The 15,912-nt window shown below is 61.2% G+C and carries 14 protein-coding genes, 1 tRNA gene and 1 pseudogene; 12 read left to right on the forward strand and 4 right to left on the reverse strand.

The window, feature by feature from the left end; genetic code table 11:
- The first annotated feature begins 9 nt into the window (after nt 1-9).
- The 9 genes and pseudogenes from AO692_RS14560 (at nt 10) to AO692_RS14600 (ending at nt 8,331) form a co-directional block, all read left to right on the forward strand.
- Nucleotides 10-318 (forward strand): TrbC/VirB2 family protein, encoded by a 309-nt coding sequence (locus tag AO692_RS14560; RefSeq protein WP_054310776.1) that lies wholly within the window; start codon nt 10-12, stop codon nt 316-318.
- The gene (locus tag AO692_RS32285) at nt 318-590 is read left to right on the forward strand and encodes a VirB3 family type IV secretion system protein (RefSeq protein WP_082407383.1); all 273 of its coding nucleotides are present in this window, start codon (nt 318-320) and stop codon (nt 588-590) included. Before AO692_RS14560 ends, AO692_RS32285 begins: the two co-directional genes overlap by 1 nt.
- Entirely contained in the window at nt 584-3,025 is a 2,442-nt protein-coding gene (trbE, locus tag AO692_RS14570; protein WP_054310778.1) for a conjugal transfer protein TrbE, read from the forward strand. The genes AO692_RS32285 and trbE overlap by 7 nt, the downstream gene beginning before the upstream one ends.
- Nucleotides 3,026-3,030: 5 nt before the next feature.
- A complete protein-coding gene (gene trbJ, locus AO692_RS14575) occupies nt 3,031-3,756 on the forward strand; it encodes a P-type conjugative transfer protein TrbJ (protein ID WP_054310779.1) in 726 nt (241 codons plus the stop codon).
- Between the two features lie 32 nt (nt 3,757-3,788).
- Nucleotides 3,789-5,110: pseudogene (gene trbL / locus AO692_RS14580) on the forward strand (P-type conjugative transfer protein TrbL).
- Nucleotides 5,111-5,845: a conjugal transfer protein TrbF gene (gene trbF, locus AO692_RS14585; protein ID WP_054310780.1), complete on the forward strand. Its 735-nt coding sequence runs from the start codon at nt 5,111-5,113 to the stop codon at nt 5,843-5,845.
- On the forward strand, nt 5,832-6,854 hold the full coding sequence (gene trbG, locus AO692_RS14590; protein ID WP_054310781.1) for a P-type conjugative transfer protein TrbG: 1,023 nt from the start codon (nt 5,832-5,834) through the stop codon (nt 6,852-6,854). Before trbF ends, trbG begins: the two co-directional genes overlap by 14 nt.
- Before the next feature lie 4 nt (nt 6,855-6,858).
- Nucleotides 6,859-8,082 (forward strand): TrbI/VirB10 family protein, encoded by a 1,224-nt coding sequence (locus tag AO692_RS14595; protein WP_054310782.1) that lies wholly within the window; start codon nt 6,859-6,861, stop codon nt 8,080-8,082.
- Nucleotides 8,083-8,085: 3 nt separating this feature from the next.
- A complete protein-coding gene (locus AO692_RS14600; protein ID WP_054310783.1) occupies nt 8,086-8,331 on the forward strand; it encodes a DUF2274 domain-containing protein in 246 nt (81 codons plus the stop codon).
- 1,412 nt (nt 8,332-9,743) lie between these two features.
- On the opposite strand, the gene AO692_RS14615 is transcribed toward AO692_RS14600, so the two are convergent.
- Nucleotides 9,744-9,818 (reverse strand) — tRNA-Val (locus AO692_RS14615).
- Nucleotides 9,819-10,011: 193 nt separating this feature from the next.
- Nucleotides 10,012-10,374 carry a response regulator gene (locus tag AO692_RS14620; RefSeq protein ID WP_018429348.1) on the reverse strand — a complete coding sequence of 121 codons (363 nt, stop codon included), beginning with the start codon at nt 10,372-10,374 and terminating at the stop codon, nt 10,012-10,014.
- A 314-nt stretch (nt 10,375-10,688) separates the two neighbouring features.
- Between AO692_RS14620 and AO692_RS14625 the strand changes: the two genes are divergently transcribed.
- Both AO692_RS14625 and hisN read left to right on the forward strand, forming a co-directional pair.
- Nucleotides 10,689-11,582 (forward strand): N-formylglutamate amidohydrolase, encoded by an 894-nt coding sequence (locus tag AO692_RS14625; protein WP_054310786.1) that lies wholly within the window; start codon nt 10,689-10,691, stop codon nt 11,580-11,582.
- Between the two features lie 362 nt (nt 11,583-11,944).
- Entirely contained in the window at nt 11,945-12,697 is a 753-nt protein-coding gene (gene hisN, locus AO692_RS14630; RefSeq protein WP_200911739.1) for a histidinol-phosphatase, read from the forward strand.
- On the opposite strand, the gene AO692_RS14635 is transcribed toward hisN, so the two are convergent.
- Nucleotides 12,694-13,662, reverse strand: a complete 969-nt coding sequence (locus tag AO692_RS14635; protein ID WP_054310788.1) for an alpha/beta hydrolase — start codon at nt 13,660-13,662, stop codon at nt 12,694-12,696. The genes hisN and AO692_RS14635 overlap by 4 nt on opposite strands.
- A 452-nt stretch (nt 13,663-14,114) precedes the next feature.
- Here AO692_RS14635 and AO692_RS14640 point away from each other — a divergent pair, with 452 nt between their 5' ends.
- Nucleotides 14,115-14,582 (forward strand): Hsp20 family protein, encoded by a 468-nt coding sequence (locus AO692_RS14640; RefSeq protein ID WP_054310789.1) that lies wholly within the window; start codon nt 14,115-14,117, stop codon nt 14,580-14,582.
- Between the two features lie 87 nt (nt 14,583-14,669).
- Here the strand turns inward: AO692_RS14640 and AO692_RS14645 are convergent, their stop codons facing one another.
- Nucleotides 14,670-15,875 (reverse strand): MFS transporter, encoded by a 1,206-nt coding sequence (locus AO692_RS14645; RefSeq protein ID WP_054310790.1) that lies wholly within the window; start codon nt 15,873-15,875, stop codon nt 14,670-14,672.
- Nucleotides 15,876-15,912: the final 37 nt, after the last annotated feature.

Genomic DNA, 15,912 nt, shown 5'->3' on the forward strand with positions numbered 1-15,912 from the left:
GGAATTTTGATGCGCAAGAGGCTTGGCTTTCTCCCATCGACCGCGCTCGCGTTTCTGCTGACGCAGTCCGCCTACGCTGCCGGTTCCGGCATGCCTTGGGAGCAGCCGCTGCAGCAGATCCTGCAGTCGGTACAAGGGCCGGTGGCGAAGATCATCGCGGTGATCATCATCATCACCACGGGCCTTGCGCTAGCTTTTGGCGATACGGCAGGCGGGTTCCGCCGGCTCATCCAGATCGTCTTCGGCCTGTCGATCGCCTTTGCGGCATCGAGCTTCTTCCTTTCGTTCTTCTCCTTCGGCGGCGGAGCGCTGGTCTGATGGTCTCAGGCGGACAGCATATCGAAGGTTTCGAGGTTCCCGTTCATCGGGCCCTGACCGATCCGATCCTGTTGGGCGGAGCGCCGCGCGCCGTAGCGATCCTCAATGGCACTGTGACTGCCGCTATTGGTCTCGGCCTGCAGCAATGGATTGCCGGTCTGGTGCTCTGGATCGCCGGTCACACGCTGGCTGTCTTTGCCGCAAGGCGCGACCCGGATTTTGCCCACGTACTTGTCCGTCACCTTCGTCAGAAGGGGTGGCTGTCATGCTGAGCCTTTCAGAATATCGCAGGAAAGCCGACCGCCTTGCCGACCATCTGCCTTGGGCCGCATTGGTCGGCCCCGGCATCGTGCTCAACAAGGACGGCAGCTTCCAGCGCAGTTTGTTTTTTCGGGGCCCGGACCTCGAAAGCGCAACCGAAGGCGAACTCGTCGGGATTTGCGCGCGCGCGAACAATACGCTCAAGCGACTGGGTTCCGGCTGGGCAATGTTTTTTGAAGCCGAGCGTTTTGAGGCGCTCGGATATCCTGCATCGCGTTTCCCCGACGCGGCCTCCTGGCTGGTCGATCAGGAACGGCGTGCGGCCTTCGAAGGCAAGGTCGCGCATTTCGAGAGCCGTTGTCGCCTGACCTTGTTGTTCATGCCGCCACCGGACGGGCAGGCGAGGGCCGAAAGCGCTCTCGTCGAGACGCATCATTTGGAAGGCGAACGGAACTGGCGACAGGAACTTGAGCGATTCCGCGACGAGACGAACCGTGTCCTCGATCTGCTTTCGAGCTTCATGCCCGAAGTGCGCGCGCTCGATGATGAGGAGACTTTGACCTATCTGCACGGAACGATCTCGCCGCGCCGCCATGCGGTCGCCGTGCCGGACGTGCCGATCTATCTCGATGGCCTGCTGGTCGATGCACCGCTAACCGGCGGACTGGAGCCGATGCTGGGCGAACAGCATCTGCGCACGCTGACGGTGCTCGGCTTTCCGAACCTGACCCGGCCCGGGATCCTCGATGCGCTCAACCACCAGGGTTTCGCATACCGCTGGATGACGCGGTTCATTCCGCTCGACAAGGCGCAGGCCACGAAAACGCTGACGCGGTTGCGCCGGCAATGGTTTGCCAAGCGCAAATCGATCGCTGCCATCCTGCGCGAGGTCGTGACCAACGAGCCGGTTCCGCTTGTCGACAGCGATGCCGACAACAAGGCGCTCGATGCGGATGCTGCGCTCCAGGCTCTCGGTGGCGATCACGTCGGCTTTGGCTATCTGACCACCACGGTGACGGTGTCCGACACGGATCACCAAGCTGCTGCGGAGAAGCTGCGCACAGTCGAGCGCATCATCAATGGGCTCGGCTTCACGACGATCCGCGAAAGCGTCAATGCGGTCGAGGCCTGGCTCGGCTCCTTGCCGGGTCATGTCTATGCCAATGTGCGCCAGCCGCTCGTTCATACGCTGAACCTTGCCCATCTCATGCCGCTGTCGTCGGTCTGGGCAGGTCCAGCCACAAATGAGCACATCGCCAAGGTGACCGGACGAGAGGCTCCCCCGCTTCTGATTGCCGAGACCAGCGGATCGACACCATTCCGGCTCTCCACACACATCGGCGATGTCGGACACATGCTGATCGTCGGCCCGACTGGTGCTGGCAAATCTGTCCTGCTTGCGATGATTGCCCTGCAGTTCCGCCGCTACGCCGGTGCGCAGGTCTACGTCTTCGACAAAGGCAATTCAGCGCGAGCGGCAACGCTTGCCATGGGTGGCGAACACCACGCGCTTGGGGCAGACGCAGCACTTTCCTTCCAGCCCCTACACGGTATCGACGAAGATGCCACGCGCGGTTGGGCGGCTGACTGGATCGCCGGCCTGATCGCGCACGAAAACGTTGCCGTCACACCTCAGGTGAAGGAGGCGATCTGGTCGGCATTGATCAGCCTTGCCAGCGCACCCATGCAGGAACGCACGCTGACCGGCTTCTCGGTGCTGCTCCAGTCCAATGCGTTAAAATCTGCTCTTATGCCATACACGCTCGATGGGCCACTCGGGCGGCTGCTCGATGCCGATGCGGATCGGTTGGAGCTGTCGGATGTGCAGTGCTTCGAGACCGAAGAGCTGATGCATTGGCAAAGTGCGGTGCTGCCGGTGCTCACCTATCTCTTCCATCGCCTCGAGAGGCGGTTCGATGGGCGTCCGACACTGCTCATCCTCGACGAAGCCTGGGTCTATCTCGACAATCCGATCTTTGCCGCCCGCATTCGTGAATGGCTGAAGGTCCTGCGCAAGAAGAACGTGTCGGTCATCTTCGCCACGCAGTCGCTTGCCGACATCGCCGGCTCGACCATAGCGCCGGCGATCATCGAGAGCTGCCCGCAGCGCATCTTCCTTCCCAATGACCGTGCCGTGGAGCCGCAGGCACGATCTGCCTATGAGCGCTTCGGGCTGAACGAGCGGCAGATCGAACTGGTCGCCCGTGCTACGCCGAAACGGCACTACTATCTGCAATCGCACCGCGGTAACCGGCTGTTCGAGCTTGGGCTCGGGCCGATTGCTCTGGCGCTATGCGGCGCTTCCGATCCGGCAAGCCAGCTCCTGATCGAGGCCGTCCTGTCCGAACACGGATCGGATGGTTTTGCCCCCCACTTCCTGAATGCGCGCGGCCTTGACTGGGCCAGCGAACTTCTTCGGCAATTTCCCCAACCACACAAGGAGTGACCGCCATGATGCGTCGCCGTTTTCTATTCGGCCTGATTGCCTTTTCGCTGTTTGGCCAGCCGATGGTCGGTTACATCCGGCAGGCTCACGCTCGGATCGTATTCGATCCATCGAATTATGCGCAGAACGTGCTGACGGCAGCGCGCTCTCTGGAGCAGATCAACAACCAGATCCAGTCGCTGCAGAACCAGGCGACCATGTTGCAGAACATGGCGCGCAATCTTCAGCGGCTGGACTTTTCTTCCGTCAGTGAGCTCAGCGGAGCTCTTCATCGCATCGACGGGCTGATGGAGCAGGCGAGCGGCCTGAGCTTCGATCTCGACACGCTGCAAGGGCAATGGCGCAGCCAATATCCCGAGAGCTATGACGCCTCGATCAAAGTCAGCGATGTCGCCGGTGCTGCCCGCGAGCGATGGCAGAGCGCCATGCAGGCGTTTCACCAGACCATGAATGTGCAATCCCAGATCGTCGCGAATGTGCGCGGCGACGGCGACCTGCTTGCCGATCTTGTCACCCGTAGCCAGGGCGCGGCGGGTGCCTTGCAGGCAAGCCAGGCAACCAACCAACTGATCGCGCTTTCCACCAAGCAGCAGATGCAGATCCAGACGCTGCTCGCGACGCAGTTTCGGGCAGAAGCAGAGGATGCCGCGCGCAAGGCGCAATCCGAGGAGGCGGCGCGCGAAACGACCAAGCGTTTCCTGGGCACCGGCACGGCCTATCGCGGCAACTGATCAGCGAGTTCTAGAACGAGCGAGGCGGCGTCATGAATGATCTCGGCGTCATCGATCGCTTCATGCAGACCTTCATCCGCTACATCGACAGCGGGTTCGGTCTGCTTTCCGGCGACGTTGCCTTTCTCACCACCATCCTGATCGGGATCGACATCACATTCGCGGGCCTCGCTTGGGCGCTCGGTGGTGAGCCCAATGTCCTCGGGCGGCTGGTGCGCAAGGTGCTCTATGTCGGCGTCTTTGCCTACATCCTGAACAATTTCAAAAGTCTCGCCGATATTATCTATCGGTCTTTCTCCGGTCTTGGCATCCATGCGTCCGCCGGCAACCTGTCCGCAGACAGTCTGCTGCGGCCCGGCCGCATTGCCGCGACCGGTTTCGAGGGCGCCTGGCCGCTGCTCGATCAGGCGAGCCAGTTGCTCGGATTCCCCGAGATCTTCGGCAATGCGCTCACCATCTTCGTGCTGCTGGTGGCCTGGTTCCTGGTCGTCATCGCCTTCTTCATTCTGTCCATCAGCTCTTCATCACCATCCTGGAGTTCAAGCTCACCACGCTTGCAGGTTTTGTCCTCGTGCCTTTCGCCCTCTGGAGTCGTTCGGCATTCCTGGCCGAGCGCGTGCTCGGCAATGTGATCTCCTCCGGCATCAAGGTGATGGTACTCGCCGTCATTGTCGGCATCGGCTCCACGCTGTTCGGTGAGTTTGCATCCGCGCTCCAAGGTAAGGAGCCGGACCTGGCCGCGGCCATGTCCCAGGTTCTTGGCGCGCTGGCGTTGCTTGGCCTTGGCATCTTCGGGCCCGGCATTGCTTCTGGTCTGGTTTCAGGTGCGCCTCAGCTCGGCGCTGGTGCTGCCCTCGGTACCGGCGTGGCGGCGGCGGGTGCTTCACTTGTTGCCGGAGGTGCTGCAATGGCCGGTGCGCGCATCGCAACCGGTGGCGGTCTCGCCGCAATCCGTGCCGGCACGACCATGGGGTCGGCTGCGTCCAGTGCCTGGCAGATCGGGCAGGCGACCTCGTCCGGAGGCGGCCTATCCGGCATGGCTGCAGGACTGCACGGCGTGGGCGGTGCCGCCGGAGGTGCTGCGATGCAGGTGGCGCGATCCGCCGCAGGCTCTTTCGGACGCAGTTTCGATGCCGGGCGGCAAGCCACCTGGACGGCGACGGGTGGCAAACCAACCGTTTCGATGGCCGAAAGCCCGGATGCCGGCACGCCCGATGCCACCCCGGCGTGGGCGAGACGCCTGCGCTCGGAGCAGACCGCCCGTGCTCATCGCCATGCCGCCATCCAGGCCGTCCGAGATGGCGACAGGGGAGGTGGCGGCGCCAACCCATCTCTCAACGACAAGGAAGACTAGATGCTCTTCAAGCGACCCGTTCAACGCTATGGCAGGACACCGGAGCCGGTAACACCGTATCAAAAGGCTGCTCAACTCTGGGACGAGCGCATCGGGTCCTCCCGTGCGCAGGCGCGCAATTGGCGGCTGATGGCGATCGGCTGCCTGGCTTTGGCTTCCGCGCTCTCAATTGGGCTGCTCTGGCAGTCGATGCAGAGCCGCGTCGTGCCTTATGTCGTCGAAGTGAATCGCTTCGGGGAAGCCCGTGCGGTTGCCCCTGCCGTCCAGGACTATGTCCCGGACGATGCTCAGATCGCCTGGCATCTTGGCCGCTTCATCCAGAATGTGCGCTCCGTGTCCACCGATCCGGTTCTGGTTCGGCAAAATTGGCTGGCTGCGTATGACTTCGCCACCGATCGTGCCGCGCTCTTCCTGAACGAATACGCCAAGGCGAACGATCCGTTCGGGCAGATCGGGACCCGCAGCGTCTCCGTGCAGGTGACAAGCGTTGTGCGGGCTTCCGACAATTCCTTCCAGGTCAAATGGACGGAACAGGTCTTCGAGCGCGGCAGCCTCACCAGCACGACGCGCTGGACGGGGATTCTTGCCATCGTGATCCGGCCGCCGCGGAACACCGATCAGCTGCGCAAGAACCCGCTTGGGGTCTTCATCAACGCCATCGACTGGTCGCGCGAGCTCGACAGCGCCGCGCCGACATCCGTTTCTCCCAAGGAGCCCGCCAATGACAACGAGTAGCGTATCGGTCCCAGCCGCCCTGATGCTGTCCGCATCGGCTCTTTGCGCCTGTGCCTCCAAGCCGGTACCTCCGCCTCAAATTTCCTACGACGCTGCCGATTTCAAACCAGCAGCGATCGAGAAGGCGCCGGAAAGGCCGGTCAAGATCGTCGAGGTACCGAAGCCTTTGCCGCTTCCCGGTCAATTGCAGCCGGACTCAGGCAAGGTCGCCGCGGAAAAGCGCTCTCCTGAGGAACGCGTTGCCGATGCCAACAAGGCGGCCACGCAACAGCCCACGCGATACGGCTACATCAATGCGGTCCAGGTGTACCCCTATGCCGAAGGTGCGCTCTATCAACTCTACGCCGCGCCTGAACGTGTCAGCGATATCGCGCTGCAGCCGGGCGAAAAGCTGACTGCTGTTTCTGCCGGAGACACGGTGCGATGGGTGATTGGCGATACCGTCAGCGGCACGGGAGACAACCAGCGTACCCATGTGCTGGTAAAACCTTTCGCGGCCGGTCTCACTACCAATCTGGTGATCACCACGGAACGCCGCACATATCACCTGCAACTCCAGAGTACCGAGAAAACCGCGATGGCGGCAATCTCCTGGACCTACAGCGAGGACCAGCTCGTGGCGCTGCGCCAGCGCAATGCTCGCGCCGAAGCGGCCTCGCCTGTGGCATCGAATGTCGCACTGGACAACATTCGCTTCCGCTATGCGATCACCGGCGACACGCCTCCCTGGCGTCCGGCTCGCGCCTTCGACGACGGCAGCAAGGTCTACATCGAGTTCCCGCGCCGCATCGATCAGGGCGAGGCACCGCCGCTCTTCATCGTCGGGCCGGACGGCGGCAACCAGCTCGTCAACTATCGCGTTCGCGGCAACTATTACATCGTCGACCGCCTGTTTGCCGCCGCTGAACTGCGCCTTGGCACCAAAAAGCAGGAAGTGGTCCGCATCACCCGAACCGACGGCAAGCCTCGGCGCACGTCGTTCTTTGTGCGTTCCAGCCGGGGAGGGTGAGTTCATGATTGATCCTTCCCGTACTGAAGCTCCACCGAAACTGGATCCCGAGCAGTTGCAGTTGCGAGGTTCGCCGCGACGGGCTGTACGGTTCAGGCGTGGTATCATCGTCGCGATTGCCGCCGTTGGTTCCGCCACGATCTTCGGCGTGACCATGTTCGCGCTGCGGGGGCCCGCACTGCGCCTCAGGCAGCAGGCCGAAGAGCTCTACAACACCGATCGCAAGCCAACTCCCGAAGGGCTTGATGCTCTGCCCAAGGACTACACCGGGACCAAGCCGAAGGCCCCCGTGCTTGGACCGCCATTGCCCGGTGATCTCGGCCGCCCGATCCTCGAGCACCACCGCCAGCTCGGCATTGCACCAGGAAACGCTGGTTCCGAAGAGGCTCAGCGTCAAGCTCAGCAAGCAATCGAGGCACGAGAGTCGAAAGTGTTCTTCCAGATCGAAAACCGTTTCAGCCAGGCGGCAAGGGATCGAGGCCAGGATGTGCAGGAGCTCCCCAATCCGCTACCGCCATCGGGTGCAGCGGCCGTGTCCGCTTCTGTAGCTCCGGCGGAAGGTGATCAGAGCAATCAGCAGCGCAAGCTCGATTTTATCAGCGAGCAAAGCAAGGACGGCATCTACAATGCGCACGCATTGCAGACGCCGGCTTCGCCTTACCAGGTGATGGCCGGCGGCGTGATTGCGGCAAGCCTGATCACAGGTATCAACTCCGATTTGCCGGGGCTGGTCGTCGCGCAGGTCACCGAAAACGTGCACGACACCGTCACTGGCAACATCCTGCTCATTCCACAAGGTTCGCGATTGATCGGCACCTATGACAGCGTCGTCGCCTTCGGACAAAAGCGTGCGCTTCTGATCTGGCAGCGCATCTTGATGCCGGACGGCTCATCGATCGAAATCGACAATCTGCCGGCGACGGATACCGCCGGTTATGCCGGTCTCGAAGACGAGGTCGACTTCCATACCTGGCAACTGATCAAGGGCGTTGCGTTGGCGACGCTGCTGGGTGTCGGCAGCGAACTCAGCGTCGGCGACAACGAGAGTGATCTGGTGAAGGCAATCCGAGAATCCGCCCAGCAGAACGTCAGCCGGGCTGGTCAGCGTATCGCCGAGAAGAACCTGGATATTCAGCCTACGATCACCGTTCGCCCAGGCTGGCCGCTGCGCGTCATCGTGCATAAGGATCTGGTGCTACGGCCTTATCGCGCGGCGAGCGGGGAGTAGATCATGTCGAGCCTGAAACTCAGAAAGCTCCCCGACCGGGCGCCTGCGAAGCTCACCATTACCGTCAGTGCCAAATTGAATCGGACGCTTAATGACTATGCATCGATCTATCGACGCATCTATGGCCAATCGGAAACGGTCGAAGAGCTCATTCCATTTATGCTTGACGCCTTCCTCGAAAGCGACCGGGCCTTTGCGAAGGCGAGACGAGAAGGCCTTTCGAATACTGATCATCAGAGCAAAGGCTGACCCTAGTCGACGAAGCAAACATGACAATAGGAAGATTTCAGCCGCCCATGTCGGAAAGAGAGGCCGCGAAAACACTAGGTGTGTCGGTCGACACGCTTCAACGAATGCGAAAGCGCGGCGACATCGGTTACTTGAAGGTCGGCGGTAGGTACCGATACACTGAACAAATTCTACTGGACTACATCGAAAGCAGTACGGTCAAATCATGTCCGAAACGCGAAAGCGAATTGGCGAAATTGCCGGATATTGGCTCTCTCAACGCCCGCGTTCCCGAATGTGGTACGCGACCTGGTTCGACTCCACCACCCGCCAAACCAGACGCCTTTCTCTCGGCACAGCGGACTTTCGGGAAGCCCAGATCCTCTTAGCCGAATTTGTAGCAAAAAATGCCCGTGTTCAGAATAAGGAGCCGGCTGACACTCCGCTTGCTGAGGTGCTGCTGCGTTACTGGCATGGACATGTCTGCAAACTTGACAGCCAAGGGCGGCTGGTCCGCATCGCTAGTCATGATCAAGCGAAACATGGACTTGCTCTTTGGAACGATTTTTGGGGTGAGGCTGCCGTTGGGGAAGTAACAATCGAGAGGCAGGAGGCGTTTGTCATCTGGCTGAAGGACCGTGGGTACAAGAACGCTTACGTGTCTCGAGTGCTCTCGGTTGGACGTGCTGCGGTCAATCGTGCGTGGAAGCGGCAGGAAATCAAATCTGCGCCGTTCATCATCGATGAGCCGGATCGCAGCGATCAGACAGAACGCTATCGCCTGTCTATCGATGAAATGCGGCGACTGCTGACCGCAGCGAAGAAATGGCCGCATCTGCATAACTTTTGCATGATCGCACTCAACACACTTGCCCGCCCCGATGCGGTTCTCGACCTATCTCCGAGCCAAGTCGATTTGGACATTCGACGTATCGAGCTCAATCCGCGGGGGCGAAAGCAGACCAAGAAGAGGCGTCCAGTCGTGCCGATCACAGACACCCTGCTTCCTTATGTGGAGGCACGGGATGTAGAACGCTTCGTTCATTGGCATGGAAAGCCGATCGCCAGCATCAAGAAAGTCTTTGCTGCCATGGTAAAACAGGCGAGCTTGCCCAGGGAGATTACCCCCTACAGCCTGCGCCATACCATGGCAGCGGAGCTTCGCCGACGTGGTGTAGCTGCATGGGAGGTTCAGGGAATCTTGGGCCACAAAGCGGCTGGCGTCACCGAGATCTACGCTCGATTTGACCCCGACTACATGGCGAGTGGCAGCCGGGCCATCGACGACTATTTCGAGGCCCTGGGGCCTTCTTTCAGGTATCGCGACACTGATTCAACGAGATCTGATCAGATTTGCGTGCCACCTGCGTTGCACTCAGGCGAAATTCGCCTGCCGACAAATCTGAAAGATTTTTCATTATCAAGTGGTTGGATGGTGGGCGTGACAGGGATTGAACCTGTGACCCCTACGATGTCAACGTAGTGCTCTCCCGCTGAGCTACACGCCCATCCGACGCCGCGCATACACCACTTTTGTTTCGGCGCGTCAATAGCGAGAACACCGAAAGAAAGCCGACATCCAAAATGTCGCGATGGCGTGAAGATCGACCGGGGTTGAGAGTGAATCGACCGCAGACACACGCGTGCGTGCGCAGCTTGCGATTGTGCCGATTTGGATTCGCGTTGTGGTGTGACGGCCGCTTACGCGGCGTGCAGCATCTTCTCGACCTCGTTGACGAGGTCACGCAGATGGAAAGGCTTCGACAGCACCTTGGCGTCGCGCGGCGCCTTCGAATCGGGGTTCAGCGCGACGGCGGCGAAGCCGGTGATGAACATCACCTTGAGATCCGGGTCGATCTCGGTGGCGCGGCGGGCGAGTTCGATGCCGTCCATCTCGGGCATGACGATATCGGTCAAAAGCAGCGAGAACGGTTCCTCGCGCAGCCGCTCGTAGGCGCTGGCGCCATTGTCGAAATCGCTGACCTGGTAGCCGGCACGCTCAAGCGCCTTCACCAGAAACCGGCGCATATCGTCGTCGTCTTCCGCCAGCAGTATGCGTGCCATTCTCGTTCCGTCCGAATCATCCCCCGAGATTGTGGAGGAACAATCCCGTTAACCATCACGTATATGGAATCGTGACGGTAAACATCAAGTGAATGATGGGCTTCTGTCCCCTTGCGCACAGCGCGAAGATCGAAAGCTTTCTACCTGAAAGCGCGATGCGCAGGTTCAAAAGCGTTGGAACGCCCTTTGCGCGTTCGAATGGACGCGCGGCGTTCCAGCGTCAAGTCGATGGACGCCGCCGAAACGCTGGACACGAGGCCAGCGCGGTGGCACGTTGGAGCGATGAGAGACGCATTCCGATGGGTTCCTGAAATTTGACGTCGCCAGCTGAGGATTTTGCGGCCGTCCCGCCCTTCGAAATCCGCTCGGGCGCAGAACAGCGCGTTCCCTTCGTCTTCAATTCTCCGCACAGCGGCCGCCACTATCCCAACCGGTTCCTGGCGATGGCCAAGCTCGACCGCAGTACCATCCGCCGCTCCGAAGACTGTTATGTGGATGAGCTGTTCGGTTCGGCGATCATGCTCGGCGCGCCAATGCTGGCCGCCAACTTCCCCCGCGCTTATCTCGATGTGAACCGGGAGCCGTGGGAACTCGACCCGCGCATGTTTATCGAGCCGGTGCCGCCTTATTGCAACATCCGTTCGGCGCGCGTGGCCGGCGGGCTCGGCACTATACCACGGCTAGTGGGCGAGGGACTGGACATCTACGCCGCGCGGCTGCCAATCGCGGAAGCTTTCCAGCGTATCGAGACTGTCTACAAGCCCTACCACGAGACGTTGAAGCGATTGATCGCCAGCACGCATGCGCGTTTCGGCTATGCAGTGCTGATCGATTGCCATTCGATGCCAGCCAGCGTGCGCACCAGTGACCAAGGCATGCGACCGGACTTCATCATCGGTGACCGTTTCGGCACCTCCGCTTCGGCGGTGTTGACGCAGGAGGCGATCGCGCTCCTGAACAGCATGGGTTATTCGGTCGCCTACAACAAACCCTATGCCGGGGGATTCATCACCGAGCACTATGGCCGGCCGGTGCGAAACCTGCACGCGTTGCAGATCGAGGTGAATCGCGGCCTCTACATGAATGAGCGCACCTTCCAGAAGTCCGTGGGGTTCGATGCGCTGGCCGAGGATCTCGCGCGCTTCTCGGCGGACCTGATGGCGATGCCGGACCATCACTTCCTCGACCTGCCGGAAGCGGCGGAGTGAATCCAGCGAGTAGCGAATAGCAGGAAGCCGAAGTCCGAGCTGGAAACGCTAATCCCTACTCTCTATTCGCTACTCGCTCGACCGCTACGGCGGTCGTAAAAAAAGACCGCATCGTTGACACGACGCGGTCGAAGTCTAGGGAGGAAACGCCCAAGATGGGCATGGACAGGAGAACCTGTCCACCTTCGAGGTTATTGTGCGTTGCACAAAAGTCAACCTGATAATTAATTCAAAATGAAATAGGAAAGGCCTGCCACGCAGCGCGCGTGACATTCCCGCAACGCTTTTGTTAAGTACCTGCGGCGGCATGCAGTCTGGCCGGCAGTTTCCAGGAGAAGCACTTGAACATTTCCCCCGACTTCATGCGGCGGATCGCAGCCGCGGCCGCGGCCGAGACGTTGCCGCGCTTCCGCAGCCAGGGCGCCGTGGCCAACAAGCTGTCAGGCGGCTTCGATCCGGTCACAGAAGCAGATCGCGAAGCCGAGCGGGTGATCCGTGCGTTGATCGGCGCGGAGTTCCCCGACCATGGCATCCTGGGCGAAGAACATGGCAGTGAAAACCTGGGCAGCCGGCATGTCTGGGTCATCGATCCTATCGACGGTACACGCGCCTTCATTTCCGGCCTCCCTGTCTGGGGCACGCTGGTGGGGCTCACGGTCGACGGCGATGCGGTGGCCGGACTGATGTCGCAGCCATTCACCGGCGAACTGTTCTATGCCAATGCCGACGGCGCCTTCTATGAAGGGCCGGGCGGTCCGCGCAAGCTAGCCGCGCGCAAGACGACGAAGCTGGAGGACGCTACGCTGTTCACCACCACGCCGGCGTTGTTCAAGGGGGATGCGCGCAACCGTTTCGATCTGTTCGAGACCAAGGTGCAACTGTCGCGCTATGGCACCGACTGTTACGCTTTCGCGATGGTGGCGGCTGGCACGGTCGACATCGTCGCCGATCCGGGCCTGAAGCCCTACGACATCGTCGCGCTGATCCCGATCATCGAGAAGGCCGGCGGTGTCGTCACCACATTCGACGGGCGTCCGGCTGAGAATGGCGGCGATGTCCTGGCGGCGGCAACGCCCGAACTGCATGAAGCGGCCATGGAGGCGTTGCGGGGTTAAGCGTCAGCTGTCGCTTTTTCATCGCTGCCAGGGATGAAGGCATCGAAAGCCGCCAGCAACTGCTCGCGGTAATAGTCCTTTTCCTGCAGGATCTCGTGTTTGGCCCCGTCGATCATGACGAAGGAGCCGAGCCGGATGTGGCGGGCGAAATGCTCGACCGCGCGGGTCGAGACAACGCGATCGTTGCCGGCGCCGATGATCAGCGTTGGGATCTTCATCGCGGCCATGAATTCAGGGCTGCGCACGGTTTCCGTCGCGATGGCAGCGGCACGCAGCCAACGCACGGTGGGACCACCCAGCGCCAGTCGCGGATGGGTCTGGTAAAGCTCGGTGTTGCGGCGGTAGCGTTCGGGATCGCTCGTCAGCAGATTACGCTCGAAGGGTGTCGGCAGAGCCTTGCGCGGTCCCCAGGCGGCATAGAGGCGGCCAAGGCCGGCATAGGTCAACACGCTGCCGAGGCGGCGAACCGTCGTCATCGACACACGCTGATCGGGCAGATCGAGAAAGGGCGCGATCAGCACCATGCGCTGCACGCGGTTGGCCATATTGGCGCTGGCCAGCAGCGCCACCAGCGCGCCGGCGGAGTGCGCGAGGATGTAGTACGGTCCACGGCAATCAGGCAGGACCACTTCCGTGAACAACTGTTCGAGGTCCCTCGCGTAGTCCTGGAAGCTTTTGACATAGCCACGCTGCGGGTTCTTGAGCAGCCGGTCGGAAGCGCCCTGGCCGCGCCAGTCGAGCATGGCCACGCCGAATCCGCGGCCAGCCAGATCGCGGATAGTCTCGAAATATTTCTCGATGCACTCGTTGCGGCCGGGCAGGATCACCACCGTGCCTTTCAGAGGCCTGCTGGTAGCGGAAAATCTGGCGAAGCGGATCTGCTTGTGGTCACGCGCGGTGAGAAAGCCGGAGACGGCGTTTTCGGGGACGGGATTGCCGTCGAGTTCATAGAAAGGATGCGTCATCAGGCGCTTTGAGTGGTTCGCACCCGCGGACGGGCCAACCTGCAGGTGATAGAAGCAATTGGGTAAAATGCAAAGTCAATCCGGAAAGCGCGAAGCGATCGAGACGCTGGAAGCCGGAAGCGCGTGACGCAGCGCTTCCGGCTCCTGTCGATCCGGGAGGAAGGGACGTTGCACCCGGCTCGGCCTCGTCGCGGCGTCAATTTTCGCCGCTGGTCGTGATGTTGGAGCGAAAGTAGCGCCCGTGATCTGAACGGCGGCAGAAGGGTCGGTTCATCTGCCGTTCATCTAAAAGCGGCGCCAGGAACTCTGGTCGAACGCCTTGAAACGCCCTTCCAGGACACCCAGATGTCTACTGCGGCCGCCGAGGTCGGGGCCGCTGGTTCATTGGAAACGCCTCAAGGGTTTCGCCTGAGCCATTACGCAAACCATGTTGCTCAACAGGAGAACACACCATGCGTCATGTCGATTTTTCCCCGCTTTATCGCTCGACCGTCGGTTTCGACCGTCTGTTCACGATGCTGGATTCGCTGGGCCAGCCTGAAGGCGGCCAGAGCTATCCGCCCTACAACATCGAGCGGACTGGCGAGGATTCCTATCGGATCTCCATGGCCGTCGCCGGCTTCTCGGATGACGAGATTTCGATCGAGGCTCATCGTAACGTGCTGACCATCAAGGGTGAGCGCAAGGACGAGACCAACGGCGAAGGTTCCGAGGTCCTTTATCGCGGCATCGCCGCCCGCGCTTTCGAGCGCCGCTTCCAGCTTGCCGACCATGTCGAGGTCGTCGGCGCCGCGCTCAAGAACGGCCTGCTTCACATCGATTTGAAGCGCAACATTCCCGAAGAGCTGAAGCCCCGTAAGATCGCGATCTCGGCCGCTCCGGCCAAGACCAAGCAGATCGAGGCCAAGGCCGCCAACTGAGGCGGTGGGCTCGGCAGAAGTCTCCTCCCGAGACGAAAGCGGCGCCGTCAGGCGCCGCTTTTTTGTTGTCGTAGATCGGCTTGCGGTTCAAGCTCTGACCTTTCCGTTGAGCGCGATGACTGCACAGACGATGGCAAGTGCTGCGAGCCCCAAGGCAGCGGCGAGATAGGTTTCCTGGTAGCCAATGGCCTCGATCAAGGGCTGGCTGGCGAAAGGCGAGGTGAAGTGGCCGATGAACATGGAGGCCGTCACCATGCCGGCCAGTCGCCCGCGTGAGGTGGGGCTGGCCAGCGCAATGATGCCCGACATCAGATTGGGGATGGTGAGGCCGAGACCCGCACCGGCAATCGCCATGGCGAACAGCACCGACGGCATGGTGGTTGCGAAGGCGACCAGCACGAAACCCAGCGTCATCAGGCAAAGCCCGATGACGAAGATCACTGGAACAGAAAGCCTGGCGCGCAGGCGTCCATAGGCGAGGGCAGAGCCAGCCATGACCAGATTGTGCAGGCCGAGTGCGAAACCGGCGCTGCTGGCGGCGCCGATGCCGACCGCGCGCAGGTAGAATGGCAGCTGTGAGGGGATGAAATAGAAGATCATATTGACGAGAAAAGCGAGCGTGCAGAGGGCGGCGACCGGCAGCCAGCGAACTGCGTGTTCGGACAGGGAAACTGTCGCCTGGCCATTCGGCGCGGGTCGCGCGGGCTCGGTCAGAAAGGCGATGGCCGCGGGAATGATGGCCAAAGCCACCGCATAGATCGCGAAGGGCGCGCGCCAGTGATAGTCGGCGAGAATACCGCCGGCGGCAACGAAAGCGACGCCGCCGATGCCGGTGAAGGCCTGTTGCAGTCCAAGATAGCGTTCGCGCTCGCTGCCGCTGAAATAATCGCCGACGAGTGCTGTCGTCAGCGTCATGACACCGCCGATGGCGATACCGAGTGCGGCGCGACCGACGAGCAGCGCCGGCAGGCTTTCAACGAACAGTCCGGAGATGCCGGAGAAGCCGTAGAGCAGGATCGAACCGATCAGCAGGCGTAGCCGCCCATAGCGGTCTGCCAGGCCGCCGATCAGCGGTGCACAAAAAGCGACGAACAGTGCAGGAAGTGTCAGCACCATGCGGCTGAGCAGCTTGACGCCCTCGACATTGGCAAAGGTTGTTTCGATGGCTGGCAGCGAAGGCGAAATCGTCGTACCGGCCATGATGGTCAGGGTCGCGACCATCAGGAGGGTCGCCTTGCGGCCAATTTCCGATTTCGCCGTGGTGGCGGGAAGTGTTGTTTCCGCGCATGTCATGCCATCGTCTCCTTCAGGTCGGCTGGTCCGGCCGTGC

It is taken from the genome of Mesorhizobium sp. 1M-11 (assembly GCF_001303895.1).
Classification (GTDB): Bacteria; Pseudomonadota; Alphaproteobacteria; order Rhizobiales; family Rhizobiaceae; genus Mesorhizobium.